The organism is Dyella sp. (assembly GCF_035503745.1).
Lineage (GTDB): Bacteria > Pseudomonadota > Gammaproteobacteria > Xanthomonadales > Rhodanobacteraceae > Dyella_B.
In genome coordinates, this window is record NZ_DATJTC010000005.1 from 69,822 (window position 1) to 92,180 (window position 22,359).

Genomic DNA, 22,359 nt, shown 5'->3' on the forward strand with positions numbered 1-22,359 from the left:
TACGCTTGGACATCCATCGCATGAACCAACCCAAGTCATCGCTGGCCGAGGTGCGCGAGCGCATCGACAGCATCGACCGGCAGATCCAGGAGCTGATCTCCGAACGCGCTAACTGGGCCCGTGAAGTGGCCCGCGTGAAGGGCGAGGGGCTTTCCGCGATCGACTATTACCGTCCCGAACGCGAGGCGCATGTGCTGCGCATGGTGGTGGATCGCAATCATGGGCCGCTGTCCGATACGGAGATGGTGCGCCTGTTTCGCGAAATCATGTCCTCGTGCCTGGCCCAGGAAGATCCGCTCAAAGTGGGTTATCTGGGGCCCGAGGGCACCTTCAGCGAACAGGCCGTGCGCAAGCACTTCGGGCATGCCGCCTACGGCCTGCCTCTGGGCAGCATCGAGGAGGTATTCCAGGAGGTCGCCGCGGGCCACGCCGATTTCGGCATCGTGCCGGTGGAAAATTCCGGGCAGGGCATGATCCAGATTACGCTGGATCTGTTCCTCACCTCCGACGCACGCATTTGCGGCGAAGTGGAGCTTCGCGTGCACCAGTGCCTGCTGTCGCAGAAGGATTCGCTGGATGGCATCAAACGGGTCTATGGCCATGCGCAGTCGCTGCAGCAATGCAAGACCTGGCTGCGCGTGAACCTTCCCGATGCCGAATGCATCGCAGTGACCAGCAACGCCGAGGGCGCGCGCCTGGCACGCCATGCCGATGACGCGGCGGCGATCGCCGGCGCCACGGCGGCCAAGGTCTATGGTTTGAAAGTGGTGGAGAAAGCCATCGAGGACCGCGCCGACAACACCACGCGTTTCCTTGTCATTGGCCGCTCCTTGTTTCCGGCCTCGGGCAACGATCGCACCTCCTTGCTGATCACCGTCAACGACAAGCCCGGGGCGCTGTACGACGTCCTCAGCCCGTTCGCCAAGCACGGCGTAAGCATGAATCGCATCGAATCGCGCCCGGCGCACACCGGCAAATGGCAGTACGCGTTTTTCATCGATGTGTCCGGCCATATCGACGATGCGCCGCTGCAGGCCGCACTAAAGGACATGGGGCCGGTGGCCACGCAGGTCCGCGTGCTGGGCTCCTACCCGGTGGCGCTGCCATGAGCGGCGCGCAGCGACTGGATTGGAGCAGCCGTTCGGTCGAATCTTTGCAGGGCACGGTAGCGGTTCCGGGCGACAAATCCGTTTCCCATCGGTCGATGATGCTGTCGGCCATCGCCGAAGGCACTTCGCATATCCGTGGATTCCTGGAAGGCGAAGACACTCGCGCCACCGCCGCCGTACTCGCGCAACTGGGCGTTTGGATCCAAGCCCCGTCAGCGGGCGAGCGCATCGTGCATGGCGTGGGCTTGCACGGCCTGCGTGCATCGGACCGGCCGCTCGATTGCGGCAACGCCGGCACGGGCATGCGTCTGCTCGCGGGGTTGCTGGCGGGGCAGCGGTTCGACAGCACCTTGATCGGCGACGAATCGTTGTCGAAACGCCCGATGCGCCGCGTGACCGATCCGCTCGCCAGCATGGGCGCGCGGATCGACAGCCAGGATGGCCTGCCGCCGCTGCATGTACACGGTGGCCGGCCGCTGCACGGCATTCGTTACGAACTGCCGGTAGCGAGTGCGCAGGTCAAATCCGCGTTGCTGCTCGCAGGTCTGTATGCCCAGGGCGCTACGGAAGTGATCGAACCGCATCCGACGCGCGATTACACCGAACGCATGCTTGCCGCTTTCGGCTGGCCGATCGACTTTTCGCCAGGCCATGCCAGGCTCGAAGGCGGCCATCGCCTGCGCGCCACCGATGTGGTGGTGCCGGCTGATTTTTCATCCGCCGCTTTCTTCCTGGCCGCGGCGAGCATCGTGCCCGGTTCGCAACTGCGCCTGCCGGCCGTCGGCCTTAACCCGCGACGCACCGGCTTGCTGGAGGCACTGCGGCTGATGGGCGCGGACATTCGCATCGAACATCAAGCCCAGAGCGGCGGCGAAGTCATCGGCGACCTGGTCGTGCGTCACGCTCCGCTGCACGGCATCGAACTGCCGCAGGCGCTGGTCCCGGACATGATCGATGAGTTCCCCGTGCTGTTCATCGCCGCGGCGGTGGCGAAGGGACGCACCGTCATTCGGGGCGCGGCCGAGCTGCGGGTGAAAGAATCGGACCGTATCGCCACCATGGCGGCCGGCATGCGGGCGCTGGGTGTGCAGATCGAGGAAACGCCGGACGGCGCGATCATCGACGGTGGCCGCATCGGCGCTGGCAGCGTGGATACCCACGGTGACCACCGCATTGCCATGAGCTTCTGTGTTGCGGGTCTGGTCGCCGACGGCACGGTGACCATTCGCGATTGCGCCAATGTCGCTACCTCGTTCCCGGGGTTCGTCGAGTTGGCCAACGGTTGCGGATTCGCCCTGGGCACCGCCGGCTAACTCGTCTGCCGATGCGGTTGCAGGTACGCTTGCGCGCGTTCCCCACGAGGTTTTCATGTCCGTAGCCCAGCCCCCCTTTATCGTCGCCATTCCTGCCCGCCATGGCTCGACGCGCCTGCCGGCCAAACCCTTGCGGACCATCGGCGGTGTGCCGATGGTGGTCCGGGTCGCGCAGCGCGCGCTGCTGGCCGGGGCTTCGCAGGTCGTAGTGGCGGTGGACGATGCCCGTGTGGCCGACGCACTTGCCGGGCAGGGTGTTGAGGTCTGCATGACGCGCAGCGACCATGCGTCCGGCAGCGATCGATTGGCCGAGTGCGCCGCGCACTACGGTTGGCCTGCCGACGCCATCGTGGTGAATCTGCAAGGCGACGAACCCTTCGCTCCTGCGGCCGGTGTGCGCGAAGTGGCCCGCGCATTGGCCGCCGATGACGCGCCCATGGCGACACTCGCCACGCCGATTGCCGATGCGCACGAGTTGTTCGACCCCAACGTGGTGAAAGTGGTGGGGTCTTCCCGTGGCCGCGCCCTGTATTTCAGCCGTGCGCCGTTGCCCTGGGCGCGCGATGCCTTTGCGGCGAACCGCGACGTGTTGCCGGAAGGGTTCCCCTTTCTGCGGCACATCGGTATCTACGCGTACCGCGCGGGATTTCTCCAACAATACGCCGCGCTTGCGCGCACGCCGCTGGAACAGGCCGAATCGCTGGAGCAATTGCGCGTGCTTGAGCACGGGTTTGCCATTGCCATGCGCCTGACGCCCGAACCCTTTCCGCCGGGTATCGATACCGAAGCCGATCTGCAGCGTGCGCAAGCCTGGCTGGCTAGCCTGCCGCCATGATCGAACGCATCCTGTTCGTGTGCCTTGGCAATATTTGCCGATCGCCGCTGGTCGAAGCGGTAGCGCGCCAGCGTTTTGCCGAGGCGGCGCTGGACATCGAAGTGGCCTCGTGCGGCACGGGTGGCTGGCACGTTGGCGCCGGTGCCGACGGGCGCATGCAAGAGGCGGCTGCCGCGGCGGGCTATCGGCTGGACGACCATCGCGGCAGGCAGCTCAGCGTCGCGGATTTTGCGCATTACGATCTGCTGCTGGCCATGGATTGCGCCAATTTGCGCGATATGCGCCGGCTCGCGCCGCACGCCATCGAACGCACCGCGCTGTTTCTCGACTGGGCCGGCGTGGCGCCGATGCTGGAGTTTCCCGACCCGTATTTTGGCGGGCAAGCCAGTTTCGTCGCGTCGGTGAAGCTTGCCGAGCAGGGCGTCGCGGCGCTAATCGAGCGTTTGCGCGCCGGCTGAATAGCTTGCCCCAACCGGCCCGGGAGACCGCGCAAACGGGCTAGAATTGCAGCCATGCAGCCCGCCTCCTCACAGGCCTTCGACGGCAAGGCCTTTGTTCGCACGCTTACCAGTTCCCCCGGCGTCTATCGTTATTTCGACGAGGAGGGGGAGCTGTTGTACGTCGGCAAGGCCGGCAACCTCAAGAAGCGCGTCAGCAGCTATTTTCTCAAGCCGCGCATGGAGCCGCGCATCGCGGCGATGGTGTCGCAGATCGCGCGCTGCGAGATCACCATCACGCGCACCGAAGCCGAAGCCCTGCTGCTCGAATCGCAGCTGATCAAGGCGCTCAAGCCGCGCTACAACATCCTGCTGCGCGACGACAAAAGCTACCCGTACGTTTACCTCTCGGGCAACGAGGAGTACCCACGGCTTGCCTTCCATCGCGGCGCGCGCAACCAGCCGGGGCGCTACTTCGGCCCGTTCCCCAGTGCCTTTGCCGTGCGCGAAAGCCTCAACCTGATGCAGAAGCTGTTCAAGGTCAGGCAATGCGAGGACAGTTATTTCCGCAATCGCTCGCGGCCCTGCCTGCAATACCAGATCGGCCGTTGCACCGGACCTTGCGTGGCGCTGATCAGCCCCGAGGATTACCGTAGCGATGTGCGCCATGCGGAAATGTTCCTGGAAGGCCGCAGCAGCGCGGTGATCGACGAGCTGGCTGGCGCCATGGAACAGGCCAGCGCCGCGTTGAATTTCGAACGTGCCGCCGCGCTGCGCGACCAGGTTGCCGCGCTGCGCAAGCTGCACGCGCAGAACCACGTGCAGGGCGCCACGGCGGATATGGATGTGATCGCCTGCCGCATCGAATCGGGTATCGCCTGCGTCAGCGTGCTGTTCTTCCGCAACGGCATCAGCCTGGGTACGCGCGATTTTTATCCGCGCCTGCCGCTGGATGCCGAGCCTGCGGATGTGCTGGCGCAATTCATTGCACAGTATTACCTCGACCGTCCCGTGCCGCGCGAAATCATTCTTGGCGAGGCGATCGCCGACGAGCAACTGCTGGGCGAGGTGCTGGCCCAGCAATCGGGGCACGCGGTGGAGATCAAGTCGCGTGTGCGCGGCGATCGGGCACAATTTCTGCAGATGGCCGAGCGCAATGCGCAGGCTTCGCTCACCTCCCGCATCGCCAGCCGGCAAACCCTGGGCACGCGCCTGGAAGACCTGCAGAACCTTTTGGGCCTGGATGAGCCGCCGCGTCGTATCGAATGCTTCGACATCAGCCATATGCGCGGCGAGGCGACGGTGGCGTCCTGCGTCGTGTTCGGTCCTGAGGGACCGGAGAAATCCCACTACCGCCGCTTCAACATCGCCGGCATCACACCGGGCGATGACTACGCCGCCATGCACCAGGCGCTCACGCGCCGCTTCCGCAAGGTGGCCCAGGGCGAGGGGGCTCGCCCCGACATTCTGCTGATCGATGGCGGTACCGGGCAGGTGGCCCAGGCCCTGGATGTGTTGAGGGAACTGGGCATCGCGGGGATCGAGGTAGTGGGCGTGGCCAAGGGTCCGGGCCGGCGCGCGGGCGAGGAAACCCTGGTGCTGGCCGGATCGGGCAGGGAGATCCACCCCGGCCCGACTTCGCCGGCGTTGCATCTGGTCGCGGCCGTGCGCGACGAATCGCACCGCTTCGCCATCAGTGGCCACCGCAAGCGGCGCGAAAAGGCCCGCGAACGCAGCGTGTTGGAGGATGTGCAGGGCGTAGGTGCGCGTCGCCGGGCCGCGCTGCTCAAGGCTTTCGGGGGGCTCGCCGGCGTGGAGGCCGCCGGGGTGGAGGAACTGATGCAGGTCAAGGGGATTGATCGCGGCCTGGCCGAACGCATCTATGACGCACTCCATGCCTGATTTGTGCCCTCTCGTGCGACACTGAACAAAACGGAAGAGATCGATGCGCATCAACCTGCCGACTTGGCTAACGCTGTTCCGCGTAGCGCTGCTGCCGGTGATGGTGCTGGTGTTCTACTTGCCCTTCCACGGGCACAACTTCACGGCTGCCGTTGTATTCACCCTGGCCGGCGTCACCGACTGGCTCGACGGCTACCTGGCCCGGCGGCTGAACATGGCTTCCAAGTTCGGGGCCTTCCTCGATCCGGTCGCCGACAAGCTGATGGTGGCGGTGACGCTGTTCATGCTGGTCAACTCCCAGCGCGGCGATTGGTCGGGCATCGTCATGGCGATCACGGCTGCGATCATTGTCGGGCGCGAAATCAGCGTCTCGGCACTGCGCGAGTGGATGGCCGAAATCGGCATGCGGGCCACGGTGCGCGTGGCCTTCATCGGCAAACTGAAAACCGCGATGCAGATGGTGGCCCTGATCGTGCTGATCCTGCAGCATGAGAAAAGCGCCGAAGCCTTGCGCCTGTACCACATCGGTGAAGCGCTGCTGGTGATTGCCGGGGTGCTGACCATCTGGTCGGGCCTGTATTACCTGCGCGCGGCATGGCCGGCCTTGCAGGGCGACGCCCCCGTTCTTACGCCCGAGCGCGATCGAAACGCTTGACGATCGCTGGACAGCCGCTACAATGCGCGGCTCCGATGCGGGAATAGCTCAGTTGGTAGAGCACGACCTTGCCAAGGTCGGGGTCGCGAGTTCGAGTCTCGTTTCCCGCTCCAGATTCCGGACAAAGCCCCAGGCGCAAGCCTGGGGCTTTGTTTCATGGGATGCTTCAAGTTTACGCGGCAAGTGGCTTGAATCCCTGCAAAAAGTTGGCATTGGCTATTCACAACGTCGGCCAATCTGCTATAGTTGCACGCTCCGATGCGGGAATAGCTCAGTTGGTAGAGCACGACCTTGCCAAGGTCGGGGTCGCGAGTTCGAGTCTCGTTTCCCGCTCCAGTTTCAAGCAAAGCCTCGGACTACCGGGGTTTTGTTGTTTAAGGCGGATCCCGGCTAGTCTTGGCCGCGAATTTCGCGCAATGGCCAGGTGGCAGAGTGGTCATGCAGCGGCCTGCAAAGCCGTGTACGCCGGTTCGATTCCGACCCTGGCCTCCATTGCAAATCAAGGAAATCAAGCAACTAACCGCCGCAAGGCGGTTTTTTGTTGCGACGAAATCCCTACAGACAGGGAGCAAAGACCCTACTTTGCCACGCGGTTTTAAGTGGCAAGCTGGCGCAAACGTCCAGTTTCCCCGTGTACGTGAGTTTCCAAGGGTGGCAACAAAAAGATTGAGAGCCGGTAAGTGGCGGCGCGTCATCAAGCGCGCGGTAATGCTTCCGAAAAACGAGGGCCGTCCTTTTCGAAAATGAGATCGTGCCTTTGTAGGCGCGCCTTTTAGCCCTTAAGGACATGTGCGGGAAGGCCGTCATTTCTTTCAGGCAAACGCCCGGATCTAGGTAGCGAACGATAACGTCTTTCGACAGCGCGGGTCTCGCCGGAAAGCTCAAAGCGATCACCGCGAAAGGCGTCTATGTGATCGAAGGAAGGGACTTTGACGTATGCCATGTCGTGCTGTCGAATACGAACAAGTTGCGCACTGGGGGCTCCCAGGGTCGAGAATTGTGCAGCACGAATGGAAGGTGGAAGCACGGCGTGCGACGGCACGCGAACGGGTCACGCCAGATCCTGACAGTGCCGAATCAGGGCATTCGAGCCTAAATGAGCCGTCACGCTGCGCGGGGATGAATACTCTCTAGCACGTCACCAATCTCACGGCGCGCAGTTTCCAGCTCATAGCGCTTTTGGAGGTTGAGCCACATGTCGGCCGTCGTGCCAAAGTAGCGCGCAAGACGAAGAGCGGTGTCGGCAGTAATGCCGCGGCGTTCGTTGATGATCTCGTTTACGCGAGCAGCTGTCACCCCGATGGCTTGTGCGAGCGCAGTGCTCGTTAGCTCAAACGGAAGCAGGAACTCCTCTCGCAAAATTTCGCCCGGGTGAACCGGTGGTAGCAGTTTTTTTGCCATGGTCGTGTCTTCAATTCTGGGCAATTCTTCGGTGGTCTTTGTAACCGTCGTCACTCTCGTCTTTTCGCGCGTGTCAGTGGTAATCACAAATTTCCACATCGTAGGCATGCCCCTCGCTCCATCGAAAGCACACCCGAAACTGGTCATTAATCCGGATGCTGTGCTGGCCCTTCCGGCCGCCTTTTAAAGCCTCAAGGCGATTGCCAGGTGGTACCCGCAATTCGTCCAACACGGTGGCAGCTTCCAATAGCTCGAGCTTTCGCCTCGCGGCCTTTTCGATGTTGATGAAGCAGCGTACCGATTCACCATCGAAGAGAGCTTTCGCATCCTTGCGTGCAAACGTCTTAATCATGGGGAATATCGTATATCGATATGCGATATTTTACAAGCCTTCGGTTCAGCAATAGGCAGCCGCTGAGCGAGTGCACTCGATTGCATGGCCGAATCCGGAGTCAGGGTGCGCTTTCTCGACATGGGCAAGACATTCGAGAGTAACCCCAGGGGTGAGTACGTTCCGGGGCGTCAGGTGCCGCTTCGACAAGGTGACGTCACGTCGTTTCCGGAAAGTCATCCTGGCGATCCGATGTGCTGCTGCCTCCTCTTGTGCGTAACAGCACCTTCAAGTTCGCCACAAACCGCGTGCGATTGCCCAGCGAGTTGTAGAGCAATCGCAATCAATCGGGGGAAATTCAGGGGGCAAGTTACGCGTCGTGGCTGTGCTGTGGGCCTGCTGGCAATCGCCTTGCCTATGCCGGACCGGAAGACAATACGGCGTCCATTGCGATTGTAGAGAGTACCATCACGGCGCCTTTCCTTTTCATGCAGCCAGGACGCCTGTTCTAACGTTTGCGTCCAAACAGGAAATAGCCGTTGTAGTTGCCTGCGTTGCTACTGTGCAGGTTGTAGTGCTCGGCTTTGAATAAATCGCGGTATCGCGATTCCAGGTCGGTGTGTTTTCCCACTTCCATGCCTTTGTCCGTAGCCACCATCGCGGCGGACGTCTGTATCTGGAAGTCATATATCAGGCCGGGATTGTGCGCTGTGCACCACTGTTCAAGCCGGCTCAAGTCGTAGGAGGCGCGCAACTTGCCGGATGCAAACACGATCTCGGTGGGGCGCAATGTCCTGAGCCAGTCGAGCATGTCGCTCTTGATGTCTTGGCGTTGAGCCATCAGCGCCTGGTATGTGCGCGACCCTAACGTGGAGGCGTGCACCTGTTCGCCAAAGGTCAACAGGGCCAGCGCAGGGTAATGGAAGGCGCCGGCATACCCTACGGTAGCATTGATACCGGCAATGAAAGTGCACGAGTACAAAGCCGTGGTGATCACTGCAAGCTCGGTGGCGCGTGCGATCACGCCCTGGCCCATTTCAATGGAATACACCGGCATTTTTACCTCCGATGAAAGTGTGCTTGCCTATTCATGCCGCGCGATTTCTTGCCAGCGCGAAACGCCAGATCAACAGCAACGCATACGACAGCAGGAGAAATGCCAGCAGCAGCATGAATCCATTGCGCACCGTCATGGCATAACCGAGCCGGTCAACATTGATGAACCCATACGGATAGCGGTCGATCAGCGCGCCGCGAATCAGTGCATAAATGAAGTAGACGATCAGGTACAACGCCCACCACAAAGGTGCAGCCCATGGCAGCGCTGTTCCGCGCAAGCCGATGGCGGCATAGATGGCGACCATGGCTGGCACGGCATAGTGCAGTAATACGTTGGCCAGCCAGCCGAGGCCTTCCTTCGGTCCATTCCGGCTCAGCAGCAGGAAATAGGCGATGCCTACGAACAGGATGCTGGATGTCACCCAGCCGATGACGTCCTTGCGCATGAAGAAGCGGCCAGCCTTTGAATGAGGTGCCAGCAGCGGAGTAGCCATGGCCAGAAACACCAGGCCATTGGTCCATTCGGTAAGAAATCCGAAGTAATCGATCAGGCCCTTGGCCACGCTAGTGCCATCGTGTAGCGTCAAATACAAGCGCAGCACTAGCGCAAAGCCGCCGACGGCCGCCGTCAAGGCCGCCAGGTTCCTGGCCTTGCCATCCGTTACGTCCATACCGATGCCACCCATGCGGAAACGGGACGATCATAGAGCGGGCGCTCGACCCGTGAACAGGCCAACGTTGCGTCATAAAGTGGGGTACAAAAAATGGCTGCAGCAAAGTCCATGGCGCTGCGTTCGGCATGCGCCTACGCTTGCCTGGCGCGCAAGTGAGGTGCGTACGTCGTCATGTGCATGTCATAACCGTTGGTGAGGATAAAAAAATCAGGCATTTTCAATGCGTTTCAAACGCAAGAACTTAAGGGGAATCCACCGCATGTCGCACCAGGCCACTTGCCGCAAGGCACAGGTGGCAAGCCGCCGTTGGCTTGCTCTTTCCATCCAGATGGCGCTCTTGGGAATGCCATGCGCGCTGCACGCGCAAGCTACCGACAGCAGCGCCGCAAGTACTCGTACGCAGACGCCAGGCAAGTCAAAAGCGAGCAGCACGACGGTTGGCCAGTCCGCATCGTCGAAGGTCGTCAATCTCAACACCATCGTGGTCAGCGCGCAGAAGCGTGAGCAGCAGGTGCTGGATGTGCCGGCGGCGATTACCGCGCTATCGGGGGACTTTCTCAAGCAGTACGGCATCACCTCCATGGACGATCTTGGCCGCTACGTACCAGGCGTGCAGGTGCAGGTGCAAAGCCCGAACACGCCGAGCCTGTCGATCCGCGGCGTCACTATCGACGACACCGCTGCCAATACGCCCTCGCGCGTTTCGGTGTTCCAGGATGGTGTGGATATCAGTAGCCAGAGCGGCTCGATCGTTGCCCTGTACGACATGGCCGACGTTGAAGTGTTGCGCGGCCCGCAAGGAACGCTGTTCGGCCGTGCGGCAGAAAGCGGTGCGTTTGCGCTTAATTCCAATCGCCCCAACGACACCACCTCGGGCGGCTTCACCGCACAGGCCGGTAACTACGGTAGCTATCTGTTTACCGGTTATTTCAACGCGCCGATCAGTTCCAGCGTCGACACGCGCGTTGCCGTTTACGACAACTCGCACGATGGCTACATCGCCAATACCGAAGGCGGCCGGCTGGATGGCGCCGACACCAAGGCGATTCGCGCCAGCTTGCATATCAAGCTGGACGGCAACAGCTTCTACGACATCATCGCCAGTTACGAACGCGATGCACCGCCGGGTACCGATTTCCGCAGCGCATTGCCCAACGTGTACGGTTCGACCAACATTTATGGCGAGGCATCGCTGTATGGCGGCAACGAGCTTGGCGTGCGCCGCAAGATCACCGGTCTCACCGGCCTGGGCAGCTTCGTCATCAACGACGACTGGACCTTGTCCAGCACGACGGGTCTGCGCAGGTATGACTCCGATGAAAACTTCAATGCTTCCGGCACGCAGGCGCCGGTGCTGCAGTTTGGCAACAGCCAGGGCGAGCACCAGCTCAGCCAAGAGCTGCGCATGAACTATGACAGCGGCGGCCGCTTCACCGGTTTCTTCGGCGTAGACTTTTTCTACGAAAACGGCCACCAGACCGTGCCGTTCACGACCAATGAAAGCAGCCTGCTGACGGCGATCACGCCCTTGGTCAAACAACTGGCCCAAAGCCTCGACGGCGGAAAATACCTTGGGCTGGTCGACGATGTGTTCGGCAATCCATCGCTGCTCACCGCCAATTACCAGCCGAATCTGTCGCAGACCAAGTTTCCGGTGCTGGGTATCCCGCTTAATCCCGATGAGAGCGAAGGTTATACCAATCGCGGCAGCTCGCGTTCTTATGAGTTTTTCGCGGACGGTACCTTTCACGTCACCGATCAGTTCGACCTCACCGCGGGGTTGCGCGCCACGCATGAGCAGATCTGGGCCGGTTATGAGGTATACAACGCCACCGGCAAGAACGCAGCCGTCATCGGACCTGCGTTCGCGGAGCTGGGCGAACTGCTTGGCGTGGGCCCGCTCGGACTCGATGGCGTGACCGCGCCTAATGACATTTTTGCGCCAACTCATGGCCTGCTGACCAACGCGACCTCGACCAATTCGGTCGTGGGCCGCTTGATCGGCAGTTATCACATCAACGACGACACCAATACGTATGTGAGCGTGTCGCGCGGCCGACGTCCGGAAGATCTCACCTTCAACGTCAACGCAGCTCCCGCCCTGGGGTACACCAAGACCATCCTGCCGGCGGAAATACTGATGAACTACGAGGCAGGCATCAAGGGTTCGGCCGATCAGGGCAAGTTCGCCTACGACGTTTCCGCGTACTACTACCGATACACCAACTTCCAGAGCCAGGTGTACCAGAACGCCCAGTACATCACGGTCAATTCGGGGCGCGCCACGGCGCCGGGCATCGAGACCTCGTTGCAGGAAGCATTTACGCCGAACTTCAACGTCTTTCTCAATGCCGCCTACGAGCATGCGCGCTACGGTAGTCCGGCTGCGGGTACGCCCGCGGAAGACGATTTCGATGGCGACCATCTGCGCCTCGCGCCGGATGTCACTGCCGCCGTGGGCATGAATTGGAGCATCCCGCTCAACAATGATTATCTTGGCTATGTGCGGCCGAGCTACACGTGGCGTTCCAAGACATGGTTCGAGGACGGCGGTGCTACGGAAACCTTCACCCAGGGCGCTTATGGCCTGCTCAATCTGCGGATCGGCGTGACCTTCGACCGAAACCGTTGGGACGTCGGCCTGTTCGCCAACAACCTGTCCAATAAGAAGTACCTGATCGACGCCGGCAACACCGGTGCGCAGTTTGACTTGCCGACCTATATTCCCGGCCCGCCGCGCACCTATGGCGTAAGTATTTCCGGCCATTTCTGAGTTGGCACCACCAGCCCGGACGTCATGTCGGCAAGTGCCTGAAGCATGAGCCCGGGCTGAAAATTCATCGGGCGATGAACCGTTTGCAAAGTTAGCGCTAAGCCAAAACGGCTAGTCTCGCGCCGATATCGGCTATGGGGCTGGAGGCGTTTGGGTGCGGTCGTTCAGGGTTCGGGCTCATCAGAAGGCGGCGTTCGGCGGGTGCCTGTGGCGGGCGGCCGTAGCGGGCGGCGTGTTGGCGCTGGGCGCCTGCGCGACCTATTTGCCGTTGCCACTGAGTCAGGGGCAGGGGGTGAAGGATGTTTCGCAGCTCACGGTGAATGCCGCGGACATGCCCTTGCCGGCGCTGCGCACGCATCCGTTCGACCCTTCCCATGGCCTGGACGTGACGGATGTGGCCATGCTCGCCGTGGTCAATAACCCGGACCTGCGCCTGTTGCGCGATCAACTGGGTATTGCGCGGGCGCAGGCATTCGCGGCGGGGCTGTTGCCCGACCCGCAGATTTCCATCAACCGGGAGTTTCTCGACCACGCCCAGCCCGGCTATACGACGTCGTACGCCTATGGCATCAGCGAAGACATCACCAGCCTGTTGCTGCGCTCCACGCGCAAGGTCGCCGCCAACGGCCAGGCCGAACAAGTGAATTTGCAGTTGCTGTGGGCAGAATGGCAGACCATCGCGCAGGCGCGACTGCTGTTCAATCAGGTGAACTCCCTGCGTGCGCAGCAGCGGCAACTCCTCGGGGAGCAGGCCGCGCTCGCGCCCATCGACGCCTACGTGCGCGACGCGTACCAGGATGGCAACCTCACGCATGATGCGGCCAGCGCCGGCATCAATGCCTATGCCGACGCCAGCAAACGGTTATCGGATGTCACTGTGCAGTTGCATCAGGCCGAACACGATCTTCGGTTGCTACTGGGGCTTGCGCCGGATGCTTCGCTTGATCTGGTGGGCGCACCGTTCCAGGCGTCGCCCAGCGTCGAACAAGTGCAGGCGGCGCTGGCCAGCCTGCCGCAAAGACGTCCGGATCTGCTGGCTCTGCAAGCCGGTTACAAGGCGCAGGAAGCAATCTTGCGCGGTGCCATCCGTGCGCAGTTTCCCGCCGTAAATCTGGGTGTCGATCGTCAAAGCGACAACAACGGCGTGCTGTCGCACGGTATCAACATCGGCCTTACGCTGCCGTTGTTCGACCGCAACCGCGGCAACATCCGCATTGAAACAGCCACTCGCCAGCAGCTAAAAGACGATTACGATGACCGTCTGCTCACTACCCGCAGCGATATCGCGCAGTTGACGGCGGATCTTGAAACCCTGGGCCGCCAGCGCGATCAACTGCAACGTCAGTCCATACGCATGGACGAGGCCAGGCGTGCAGCGGACGCCGCTTGGCAGAAGGGTCTGATCGACTGGCCCACGTATCTTTCGATCCGCGCCAATGCACTGAGCGCCGACATGGACTTCATCGCCGCGCGCGACCGGCAGTCGCAGGAGGCCATCGCGCTTCAAGCCCTGCTCGGCGATACCGATCTTCAACCGTCTCCATCGGCTAACCCAAAATCATGAATCGATTTTTGCTGACCAATGCCGCCTTGGTGGCCATGCTTGCCTTGTTAGGTGGATGCGGTAGCGGCGGCGCGGGCGATGCCGATGATGCCGCCGATGTGAGTGGCCAGGTGCTGGTCACCACCACGCTGCCGATCAGTCAGACGTTCCACGATACGATTCAGGCATGGGGCAACGCGGTAGGCGATCCGCATCGCGCGACCAACATCAGCCTGGGCCACGGTGGCCTGGTGGGGGCGCTGGATGCGGTAGCCGGACAGCACGTGCATCGGGGCCAGGCGTTGCTGCACGTCGTTCCCGATCCCGTTGCGCGCAATGCCTATCGTCAAGCGGAGAGTGCATGGACGCTGGCGAGCGGCGAGTTCAAGCGCACCGAGCAGATGGTGGCGCAACATCTGGCGACGCAATCGCAATTGGCCACCGCGCGCAAGGCGCTCGACGATGCGCAAGCAGGCTTGCAAGCACAGCGCGCACTTGGCGGCGGTGCGGCCCTGGAAGTCGTCAGTGCACCGAGTGATGGGGTGGTCACGGCGCTGGACGTTAATCGGGGCGATCGATTCCAGGCTGGCGCCGCGTTGATGTCCTTCACGCCGGCGCATGAACTCATCGCGCGCCTGGCTGTGCAACCCGAACAGGCGCCGCGCCTGAGGCCGGACATGTCCGTGCAAGTGCAGGCCGAATACGGTTCGGACGAGGTATGGAAAGGGCAGGTCTTCATGGTCGGCCAGTCGATCGACGCGCAGACGCATCTGGTGCCGCTTCTGGTGACCTTGCCGCCCGATGCGGGCAACACGCTGGTGGCAGGTGCTGCGGTGCGCGCCAGCATCGATACGACCGGCTACACGGCTTGGGCTCTGCCACGCGATGCGGTGCTGCATGACGACAAGGGCGACTACGTCTTCACCGTCGATCACGGCAACGCCAAACGCATTGACGTTACGCTCAAGCATCCCGCGGGCGATACGGTGGGAGTAGAAGGCGCTCTGGACGCCAAGACACCCGTCATTGTGCTCGGTAATTACGAATTGAACGACGGCGATGCGGTGCGCGAGCAGCGGGAGCCGTCCAAGTGAGTGTTGCAGCGTGGACGCAACGCCATCGGCGTTCGCTGTGGTTTCTGGTATTGATGCTGGCGATCGGCGGCATCGCCAGCGCGATCTACATGCCGGTCGCATTGTTCCCCAACGTTGCCTTTCCGCGCGTACAGCTTTCGCTCGACGCAGGCGACCGGCCGGCGGACCAGATGGCGATCGAGGTCACCACGCCGATCGAAGATGCGCTACGCCGCGTACCCGGCGTGCGCGACGTGCGCTCGACCACCAGCCGCGGCAGCGCCGACATTGCCGTGACCTTCGATTGGGGCACGGACATGAGCCGAGCCCTGGGCGACGTGAATGCCGCCGCCAGCCAGGTGCTGCCTCAATTACCGGCGGGAACGGTACTAACGAGCCGGCGCATGGATCCGACCGCCTTTCCAATGCTGGCCTATAGCCTGCGTTCGCATACGGTATCGCCCAGTGCGCTTTACGACATAGCGCAGTACCAACTGCGCCCTCTGCTCAGTAGCGTCCGGGGTGTTGCGCACGTAAGCGTGCAGGGCGGCGAAGTGGCGGAGTTCCACGCCGATGTTGATCCTGGCAAGTTGCGCGCGTTCGATCTCAGTCTGGTCGAGGTCGCCGCCGCGGTCACCCACGCGGCGACCATTCAGGCGATGGGGCATGTCAGTGACCACTACAAACTGTATCTGCTGCTGGCCGATAACCAGCCGGGTACGGTGGCGGCGCTGCGCGATATCGTCGTACGCGCCGATGGCCACAGCGTCGTGCGCCTGGGCGATATTGCCGAGGTTACGCTCAGTCACGTGCCGCAATGGATTCGCGTCACCGCCGATGGCCAGGATGCGGTACTGCTGCAGATCTTCCAGCAACCCGATGCCAATAGCGTGCAGATCGCCCGCGACGTGAAACAGCGCCTGCATGACTACGCCGCGCAGATGCCGCCCGGTGTCAGGGTCGCCAACTGGTATGACCAGACTCAGCTGGTCAGCGGGGCGGCTGCAAGCGTGCGCGATGCGATCGTGGTCGGCATCGTGCTGGCCGGCCTGGTGTTATTCGTCTTTCTGCGCAACACACGTGTGATCCTCGTGGCGATGATCGTCGTGCCGACGGTGCTCGCGATCACCGTACTGTTGCTGCGCACGTTGGGGATGAGCTTCAACATGATGACCCTGGGCGGCATGGCCGCCGCCGTGGGGCTGATCATCGACGATGTGGTGGTGATGCTGGAGCACATCATGCGCCGATTGCACGATGCTTCAGGCGATGTGCGCCAACGCATCGCGCATGCAGCGGGGGAGTTCACGCGACCGCTTACCGGTTCCAGCGCTGCCACGGTGGTGATCTTTCTGCCGCTTGCCTTGCTCACCGGCATCACCGGAGCCTTCTTCAAGGCATTGTCGCTCACCATGGCCAGCGCACTGGTGATCTCCTATCTGCTCACCTGGTTGGTGGTGCCGTTGCTGTCGGAACAATTGCTCGAGCGTGGGCACATTGCCGATCGTGCGCCCAGCCGTGCGTTGCAGCGATTGATCGGCGGCTATCGGGGTGTATTGCGGCGATGGCTGCGGCGTCCGGCCTGGATGTTGGTTTTGGTGTTGCCGCTGTTGGGCGTGGGGGCGTTGGCGTATGCCCGCGTAGGCACCGGCTTCATGCCAGCCATGGACGAGGGTGGCTTTACTCTCGACTATGTTGCCAAGCCGGGTACCTCGCTGGAAGAAACCGGACGCCTGCTCCATCAGGTCGAAGACATCATTCGATCCAATCCTTACGTGGATACGTACTCACGCCGCACGGGCCTGCAGCTGGGCGATTGGCTGACCGAGGCCAACACCGGCGATATTTTCGTTCGCCTCAAGCAAGGTGCGCGTCCCGCCACCGATGAGGTGATGAACGACATCCGCAAGGAGGTCGAGCAGAAGGTGCCGGGTTTGGATGTCGACGTGTCGCAGCTGATGGAGGACATGATCGGCGACTTGGTGGCGGTGCCCGAACCGATCGAAATCCAGCTTTACGGCGACAACGCCGATCTGCTCAACGATACCGCGCGGCGTGTGGCTGACGCGTTGAGCAAGATCAAGGGCGTCAATGGCGTGCTCGACGGTATCAATCCGGCTGGCGACGCGCTCACCATGACGGTGCATCCGGACAAGGCCGCGCTGTTGGGCCTGGATCCCCAGGCGGTGACCGACCAGGTTACGGCGGCGATCGATGGCACCGTGGCGGCGCAACTGCCATCGGAAGGGCGGGTAGTGGGCGTACGCGTGCGCTTGCCGGTGTCCTCGTATCGGCATCTGGAGCAAGTGTCCGCGTTGCCGATCCGTGCGGCCGATGGACATCTACTGCCGCTTTCGCAAATCGCCACCTTGACGGTGGTGCAAGGACAGCCTGAAATTACGCGCAACAACCTCAAGCGCATGGTGGCGGTGACCGGCCGCATTGCCGGCCGCAGCATGGGTGCGACGGTGGACGATGTGAAAGCCATGCTGGCCCGGCCCGGTTTGTTGCCCAAGGGGATGTATTACCAGCTCGGTGGTTTGTACCAGCAGCAGCAACAGGCCTTTCGCGGGTTGACAGTGGTACTGCTGGCCGCGATTGCGTTGGTGTTTACCTTGCTGCTATTCCTGTACGAGAGCTTCCGCGTCGCCATCGCGATCCTGCTGATGCCGTTGCTGGCCATGGGGGCGGTCTTCATCGGCCTGTGGATCACCGGCATCGAGTTGAATATTTCCGCGATGATGGGCATGACGATGATCGTGGGCATCGTCACTGAGGTGGCGATTTTTTACTTTTCGGAGCTGGACGAGGTGGCCGCGACGCAGCCCCTGCACGAGGCCTTGCTGACTGCGGCCCAGCATCGGGCGCGCCCGATCCTGATGTCCACGCTGGCCGCCATCCTGACCTTGCTGCCGCTTGCCCTGGCCCTGGGCTCGGGGTCGCAGATGCAACAGCCGCTGGCGGTGGCGATCATCGCCGGCCTGCTGGTGCAGGTGCCGCTGGTACTGCTGGCCATGCCGGCGCTGTATGCGGCACTGGTGCGCTCGCGGATGGAAAGTGCCACTTTGACTTCGCGCTGATTCCCGCCACACTGACGGCATGAGCATCGCCATCGTGTGGTTCAGGCGCGATCTGCGCCTGGCGGACAATGCGGCACTTCACCATGCGTGCGCCCATCACACCGTGGTGCTGCCGCTCTACATCCACGCACCGCAGGAAGAGGGCGGCTGGATGCCCGGCGCCGCCAGCCGCTGGTGGTTGCATCACGCGCTGCATGCGCTGGACAACGGCCTTCGGCGGCACCACGGCTCGTTGCACATCCGCCAGGGCGATAGCCTGGCGACGCTGCTGGAGGTCGCCAGACAAAGCAACGCCGAGGCCGTTTACTGGAACCGCTTGTACGAACCGGCGGCGGTTGCGCGCGATAGCCAGATCAAGGCATCGTTGCGCGAGCACGGCATGGCGGCGCACAGTTCCGGCGGTGCGCTCTGGCATGAACCTTGGCAGCTTGCCACGCAGGATGGACAACCCTACCGGGTATTCACACCCTTTTGGCGCAAGCTGCGTCCGCTGGTCGAAGACGTCAAACCCCTGCCTGTGCCTTTGCCTCTGCGCATGCTTTCCTTGAAAGACAGCTTGCCGCTGTCGGCGCTTGGCTTGTTACCCGCCGTTGCGTGGGACAAAGGCATGCGCGATGCCTGGGAGCCCGGCGAGAAGGGCGCGCATGCCATGCTCGAATTGTTTGCGGACGATGCGGTGGGCGACTATTCCGTTGCACGGGATGTCCCCGCTCGACACGGCACATCCCGGCTATCGCCGCATCTTCACTTCGGTGAAATCACGCCGCGCCAGATTCTGCATGGCCTGGGCGCCATGCTGCAGGCGCGCGACCGGAAGCGCCGCCCTGACCTGGAACCTTTCCTGCGCGAATTGGGATGGCGCGAATTCGCACACCATCTTCTGTATCACTTTCCGACCACACCGACCGAGAATTTCAGCGCACGATTTCAAACATTTCCGTGGGCGGCCGACGACGATGCCCAGCTTCAACGCTGGCAACAAGGGCGTACTGGCATTCCATTCGTCGACGCCGGCATGCGCGAGCTATGGCACACGGGCTGGATGCATAACCGGGTACGCATGATCGTGGCCAGCTTCCTCACCAAAAACCTGCGCCAACACTGGCGGCATGGCGCACGCTGGTTCTGGGATACGCTGGTGGACGCCGATCTTGCCAACAACACCCTGGGGTGGCAGTGGGTGGCCGGCTGCGGCGCCGATGCGGCACCTTACTTCCGCGTGTTCAACCCGGTGACGCAAGGGCAGAAATTCGATCCGAAAGGCGTCTATCTGCGTCGCTGGCTGCCGGAACTGGCCGACGCGCCGGACGCCTGCCTGCACGAACCCTGGAAAGATCCCGCACGGCTCAAGCGCAGCGGCTATCCCCTGCCCATGGTCGATCTAGGGCAATCGCGGCAATCCGCGCTGGCGGCCTATCAAGCGTCGCGAGCTTCGCCCAATGGCTGATCGACGGCCCGCTTGAGCAACACGGCAAGTATCGGCGGCGTGATCATCGCCGTGAGCAGCGACATCGCCACGATGATCGCGTACATCTGATCGTTGAAGACCCCCGCGGCGAGGCCAAGGCTGGCGATGACCACACCCACTTCCCCGCGCGGCACCATGCCGAAGCCCACAATGGATGCGCCCAGGCGCCCCAGCGACAGTGCTCCCAGGAAGCCGCCTAGCAGCTTGGACACGACGGCGATTACCGTCACCACCGCCAGCGCGATCAACGCATCCGCGCTGCCCAGCAATTGCAGATTGATCTTGCTCCCCGTCAGCACGAAGAAGAACGGCGTAAGCAGGGCAAGCAAGGGCTGTAGCTGATGCTCGAGCGTGTGCTGCTGGCGGGTTTCCGAAGCGATCATGCCGGCAAGGAAGGCGCCGATGATCGCCGCCAGACCGAACAGCGTGGATACGTAGGCGAGGCCAAGACATAGGGCCAGTACGATCAGCAGGGGCGAATGGGCGCTGCGCGGTTTTTCCAGCCAGTCCGAATTCCAGCGCATGACGCGCGTGCCGCCCCAGCCGATCACGGCGATGAAACCCATTGCACCAGCCAGCACCAGCACCAGGTTGGAAGCCTTCAAGCCTTCGCCGCCCTGCAGCGACACGACCACGCCCAGCAGCAGCATCGCGAGAATATCGTCGATTACCGCCGCGCCGAGTATCACTTTGCTTTCCACGCGCTGCAGTACGCCCAACTCCTGCAGCACGCGGGCGGTAATGCCTGCGGAGGTCGCCACGAATGCGGCGGCGACAAACAGCGACCTGTCCCAGTCATAGCCGCTGGCATGCGCCCAGAACGTGCCCATGCCGAACGGCAGCAGCACGCCGAGCACACCGACCAGCATGGCCGATTTACCCACCTTCTTGAGATCTTCCAGCCGTGTTTCCAGGCCTACGGAGAACAGCAGCAGCACCACGCCGATTTCGGACAGCACATCCAGCGGTGTACCTTCGCCGATCTGTTGAACCGTGATCCAGCCCAACACTGAAGGGCCGATGATGCATCCGGCGGCGATTTCGCCGACGACGCCGGGCAGCTTCAACCGCTGCGCGATCTCCGCGCCGATTTGCGCGGCGACGAAGACGATGAACAGGGAAAACAGGATTTCGTTGGCGTGGTGCATGGTCGGAGTCCTTCGATCTCGTGCATCCGGACATGCTACTCGTTCAGGCGGTGGATGACACTGGTACGTTCGCCCTCTTTTGGAGGCTGGCAAAGATCCGGCTCGCTCCCGCAGTGATGATCGCCAGGATGACGACCGTCCAACGGAATGCCACCACATAGTCGGCCGCCTCGCCGTGACCGTGCAGCACCGTCTGCATGAGTAGGGTCGCCATGGCGATGCCAAAACTCATGGAAAGGTATTGCGTGGTCGAGGCCATGGAGGAAGCCATCGACGCGTGCTTGATGTCCAGGTCCGTGTAGATCAACGTATTCATGCTGGTGTATTGCATGCCCACGAAGCCACCGTAGACAAACACCAGCAATACGATCAACGGTACCGGCGTATGCGGGCCGAGCAGGGCGAACGTGGCCAGCAGCAGCGATACGATCAACGTGTTCGCAAACAGCATGTTTCGATAGCCCATGCGTATGAGCAGGCGATTCACCAACCATTTGGCGCTGATCGAGCCGATCGCCTGCGGCACCATCATCAAGCCGGCCATCAGCGGCGACCAGCCGCAGCCGATCTGCAGGAAAAGGACGATCAGCAGAAACATGCCGCTGACACCAAGACGCGTAAGCAGACTGCCCGACAGCGATACCCACACGCTGCGCACGCGCAGCAGGCGCAGGTCCGCCACCGGGTGCGCGGCGCGGCGGCTATGCCACACATAGCCGGCGCCGAATGCGATGGCCAGCACGATCAACGCGTTCATTTGCCCCCAGCGAACGGTCTCGTCCGCGGCAAATTCGGATGCCGTCAGCGCCAAGGCCGAGGCGGCGGCGAACAACAGGAAACCCAGCAGATCGAAGCGGTTGGCATGCTCAAGCCGGTATTCGGGCATCTCGCGCCGATTGAGCCACAACCCCACCAGCCCGACCGGTACGTTAAGCAGAAAGATCAATCGCCAACTGGTGTACTGCACCAGCGCCCCGCCGAGCAGGGGCTCCAGCACGGAACCGAGCAAACCGAAGGTGGCGACGGTGCTCATCACTTGCACGAAATCGCGTTTGTCGATGGTGCGCACCAGAACATAACGCCCCACCGGCATCAGTGCAGCGCCCCCACAGCCCTGCAGTACGCGCGCCAGCACCAATTCCGGCAGCGTCTGCGAAATGCCGCAGAGCAGGGAGCCGATCGCAAACACGCTGATCGCTACGCCAAACACCCGCCGGGTGCCAAAGCGATCGCATAGCCATGGGCTTGCCGGAATCAGAATGGCCAGCGTCAGCACATAGCTGGTCAGCGAGCTGCGCATGTTCAGCGGCGTCTCGCCCAGCGCGTTGGCAATGGCCGGAACCGCGGTGTTGACGATGGTGGAATCGAGCGCTTGCATGAAGAACGCGGCCGCGACCAGCCAGATCAGGCCGCGGTAGCGCTGGCGGGATGACGGTTTGTCCAACTCCCCGGCGGCCGCATCGGCGATGGTGGAGGAAGCGACAGACGGAGGGGGCATGCCTGCTATGATACCTGCTATGGCAGCTAACTGCGTGAATGGAAGCCATGCCGGCATGGC

At 62.3% G+C, this 22,359-nt stretch carries 17 protein-coding genes and 3 tRNA genes; 14 read left to right on the forward strand and 6 right to left on the reverse strand.

What is annotated here, in order from left to right:
* Window positions 1-20 precede the first annotated feature (20 nt).
* The 9 genes from pheA to VME63_RS01355 all read left to right on the forward strand — a co-directional run bounded on the left by pheA (window position 21) and on the right by VME63_RS01355 (window position 6,743).
* Window positions 21-1,109 carry a prephenate dehydratase gene (gene pheA / locus VME63_RS01315; RefSeq protein ID WP_325429461.1) on the forward strand — a complete coding sequence of 363 codons (1,089 nt, stop codon included), beginning with the start codon at window positions 21-23 and terminating at the stop codon, window positions 1,107-1,109.
* On the forward strand, window positions 1,106-2,422 hold the full coding sequence (aroA, locus tag VME63_RS01320; RefSeq protein WP_325429463.1) for a 3-phosphoshikimate 1-carboxyvinyltransferase: 1,317 nt from the start codon (window positions 1,106-1,108) through the stop codon (window positions 2,420-2,422). Before pheA ends, aroA begins: the two co-directional genes overlap by 4 nt.
* 55 nt (window positions 2,423-2,477) lie before the next feature.
* Entirely contained in the window at window positions 2,478-3,257 is a 780-nt protein-coding gene (gene kdsB / locus VME63_RS01325; RefSeq protein ID WP_325429465.1) for a 3-deoxy-manno-octulosonate cytidylyltransferase, read from the forward strand.
* Window positions 3,254-3,715, forward strand: coding sequence for a low molecular weight protein-tyrosine-phosphatase (locus VME63_RS01330; RefSeq protein ID WP_325429467.1), 462 nt, complete (start codon window positions 3,254-3,256; stop codon window positions 3,713-3,715). The genes kdsB and VME63_RS01330 overlap by 4 nt, the downstream gene beginning before the upstream one ends.
* Window positions 3,716-3,769: 54 nt before the next feature.
* Window positions 3,770-5,596 carry an excinuclease ABC subunit UvrC gene (gene uvrC / locus VME63_RS01335; protein WP_325429469.1) on the forward strand — a complete coding sequence of 609 codons (1,827 nt, stop codon included), beginning with the start codon at window positions 3,770-3,772 and terminating at the stop codon, window positions 5,594-5,596.
* Between the two features lie 43 nt (window positions 5,597-5,639).
* A complete protein-coding gene (gene pgsA / locus VME63_RS01340; protein ID WP_325429471.1) occupies window positions 5,640-6,251 on the forward strand; it encodes a CDP-diacylglycerol--glycerol-3-phosphate 3-phosphatidyltransferase in 612 nt (203 codons plus the stop codon).
* Window positions 6,252-6,288: 37 nt separating this feature from the next.
* A tRNA-Gly gene (locus tag VME63_RS01345) sits at window positions 6,289-6,364 on the forward strand.
* Between the two features lie 147 nt (window positions 6,365-6,511).
* Window positions 6,512-6,587, forward strand: a tRNA-Gly gene (locus tag VME63_RS01350).
* Between the two features lie 82 nt (window positions 6,588-6,669).
* Window positions 6,670-6,743: transfer RNA gene (locus VME63_RS01355), tRNA-Cys, on the forward strand.
* A gap of 612 nt (window positions 6,744-7,355) precedes the next feature.
* Here VME63_RS01355 and VME63_RS01360 read toward each other — a convergent pair.
* The 4 genes from VME63_RS01360 to VME63_RS01375 form a co-directional block, all read right to left on the reverse strand.
* Window positions 7,356-7,652 carry a HigA family addiction module antitoxin gene (locus VME63_RS01360; protein WP_325429551.1) on the reverse strand — a complete coding sequence of 99 codons (297 nt, stop codon included), beginning with the start codon at window positions 7,650-7,652 and terminating at the stop codon, window positions 7,356-7,358.
* Window positions 7,653-7,725: 73 nt separating this feature from the next.
* On the reverse strand, window positions 7,726-8,004 hold the full coding sequence (locus VME63_RS01365; RefSeq protein ID WP_325429473.1) for a type II toxin-antitoxin system RelE/ParE family toxin: 279 nt from the start codon (window positions 8,002-8,004) through the stop codon (window positions 7,726-7,728).
* A gap of 487 nt (window positions 8,005-8,491) precedes the next feature.
* Window positions 8,492-9,040, reverse strand: a complete 549-nt coding sequence (locus VME63_RS01370; RefSeq protein ID WP_325429475.1) for a hypothetical protein — start codon at window positions 9,038-9,040, stop codon at window positions 8,492-8,494.
* Between the two features lie 31 nt (window positions 9,041-9,071).
* On the reverse strand, window positions 9,072-9,713 hold the full coding sequence (locus VME63_RS01375; RefSeq protein ID WP_325429477.1) for a Pr6Pr family membrane protein: 642 nt from the start codon (window positions 9,711-9,713) through the stop codon (window positions 9,072-9,074).
* 262 nt (window positions 9,714-9,975) lie between these two features.
* Between VME63_RS01375 and VME63_RS01380 the strand changes: the two genes are divergently transcribed.
* The 5 genes from VME63_RS01380 to VME63_RS01400 all read left to right on the forward strand — a co-directional run bounded on the left by VME63_RS01380 (window position 9,976) and on the right by VME63_RS01400 (window position 19,632).
* Window positions 9,976-12,489: a TonB-dependent receptor gene (locus tag VME63_RS01380; RefSeq protein WP_325429479.1), complete on the forward strand. Its 2,514-nt coding sequence runs from the start codon at window positions 9,976-9,978 to the stop codon at window positions 12,487-12,489.
* Between the two features lie 292 nt (window positions 12,490-12,781).
* The gene (locus VME63_RS01385) at window positions 12,782-14,053 is read left to right on the forward strand and encodes a TolC family protein (RefSeq protein WP_325429481.1); all 1,272 of its coding nucleotides are present in this window, start codon (window positions 12,782-12,784) and stop codon (window positions 14,051-14,053) included.
* Window positions 14,050-15,126 carry an efflux RND transporter periplasmic adaptor subunit gene (locus VME63_RS01390; protein WP_325429483.1) on the forward strand — a complete coding sequence of 359 codons (1,077 nt, stop codon included), beginning with the start codon at window positions 14,050-14,052 and terminating at the stop codon, window positions 15,124-15,126. The genes VME63_RS01385 and VME63_RS01390 overlap by 4 nt, the downstream gene beginning before the upstream one ends.
* Window positions 15,123-18,185, forward strand: coding sequence for an efflux RND transporter permease subunit (locus VME63_RS01395; protein WP_325429485.1), 3,063 nt, complete (start codon window positions 15,123-15,125; stop codon window positions 18,183-18,185). The genes VME63_RS01390 and VME63_RS01395 overlap by 4 nt, the downstream gene beginning before the upstream one ends.
* 19 nt (window positions 18,186-18,204) lie before the next feature.
* Window positions 18,205-19,632, forward strand: coding sequence for a deoxyribodipyrimidine photo-lyase (locus tag VME63_RS01400; RefSeq protein ID WP_325429487.1), 1,428 nt, complete (start codon window positions 18,205-18,207; stop codon window positions 19,630-19,632).
* Here VME63_RS01400 and VME63_RS01405 read toward each other — a convergent pair.
* Window positions 19,602-20,801, reverse strand: coding sequence for a cation:proton antiporter (locus VME63_RS01405; protein WP_325429489.1), 1,200 nt, complete (start codon window positions 20,799-20,801; stop codon window positions 19,602-19,604). The two genes, VME63_RS01400 and VME63_RS01405, sit on opposite strands and share 31 nt — an antisense overlap.
* A 43-nt stretch (window positions 20,802-20,844) precedes the next feature.
* Entirely contained in the window at window positions 20,845-22,299 is a 1,455-nt protein-coding gene (locus VME63_RS01410) for an MFS transporter (RefSeq protein WP_325429491.1), read from the reverse strand.
* Window positions 22,300-22,359: the final 60 nt, after the last annotated feature.

Coding starts and splice junctions, on each gene's coding strand:
- pheA (WP_325429461.1), top strand. CDS start 21: ATGAACCAACCCAAGTCATCGCTGGCCGAGGTGCGCGAGCGCATCGAC.
- aroA (WP_325429463.1), top strand. CDS start 1,106: ATGAGCGGCGCGCAGCGACTGGATTGGAGCAGCCGTTCGGTCGAATCT.
- kdsB (WP_325429465.1), top strand. CDS start 2,478: ATGTCCGTAGCCCAGCCCCCCTTTATCGTCGCCATTCCTGCCCGCCAT.
- VME63_RS01330 (WP_325429467.1), top strand. CDS start 3,254: ATGATCGAACGCATCCTGTTCGTGTGCCTTGGCAATATTTGCCGATCG.
- uvrC (WP_325429469.1), top strand. CDS start 3,770: ATGCAGCCCGCCTCCTCACAGGCCTTCGACGGCAAGGCCTTTGTTCGC.
- pgsA (WP_325429471.1), top strand. CDS start 5,640: ATGCGCATCAACCTGCCGACTTGGCTAACGCTGTTCCGCGTAGCGCTG.
- VME63_RS01360 (WP_325429551.1), bottom strand. CDS start 7,652: ATGGCAAAAAAACTGCTACCACCGGTTCACCCGGGCGAAATTTTGCGA.
- VME63_RS01365 (WP_325429473.1), bottom strand. CDS start 8,004: ATGATTAAGACGTTTGCACGCAAGGATGCGAAAGCTCTCTTCGATGGT.
- VME63_RS01370 (WP_325429475.1), bottom strand. CDS start 9,040: ATGCCGGTGTATTCCATTGAAATGGGCCAGGGCGTGATCGCACGCGCC.
- VME63_RS01375 (WP_325429477.1), bottom strand. CDS start 9,713: ATGGACGTAACGGATGGCAAGGCCAGGAACCTGGCGGCCTTGACGGCG.
- VME63_RS01380 (WP_325429479.1), top strand. CDS start 9,976: ATGTCGCACCAGGCCACTTGCCGCAAGGCACAGGTGGCAAGCCGCCGT.
- VME63_RS01390 (WP_325429483.1), top strand. CDS start 14,050: ATGAATCGATTTTTGCTGACCAATGCCGCCTTGGTGGCCATGCTTGCC.
- VME63_RS01400 (WP_325429487.1), top strand. CDS start 18,205: ATGAGCATCGCCATCGTGTGGTTCAGGCGCGATCTGCGCCTGGCGGAC.
- VME63_RS01405 (WP_325429489.1), bottom strand. CDS start 20,801: ATGCACCACGCCAACGAAATCCTGTTTTCCCTGTTCATCGTCTTCGTC.
- VME63_RS01410 (WP_325429491.1), bottom strand. CDS start 22,299: ATGCCCCCTCCGTCTGTCGCTTCCTCCACCATCGCCGATGCGGCCGCC.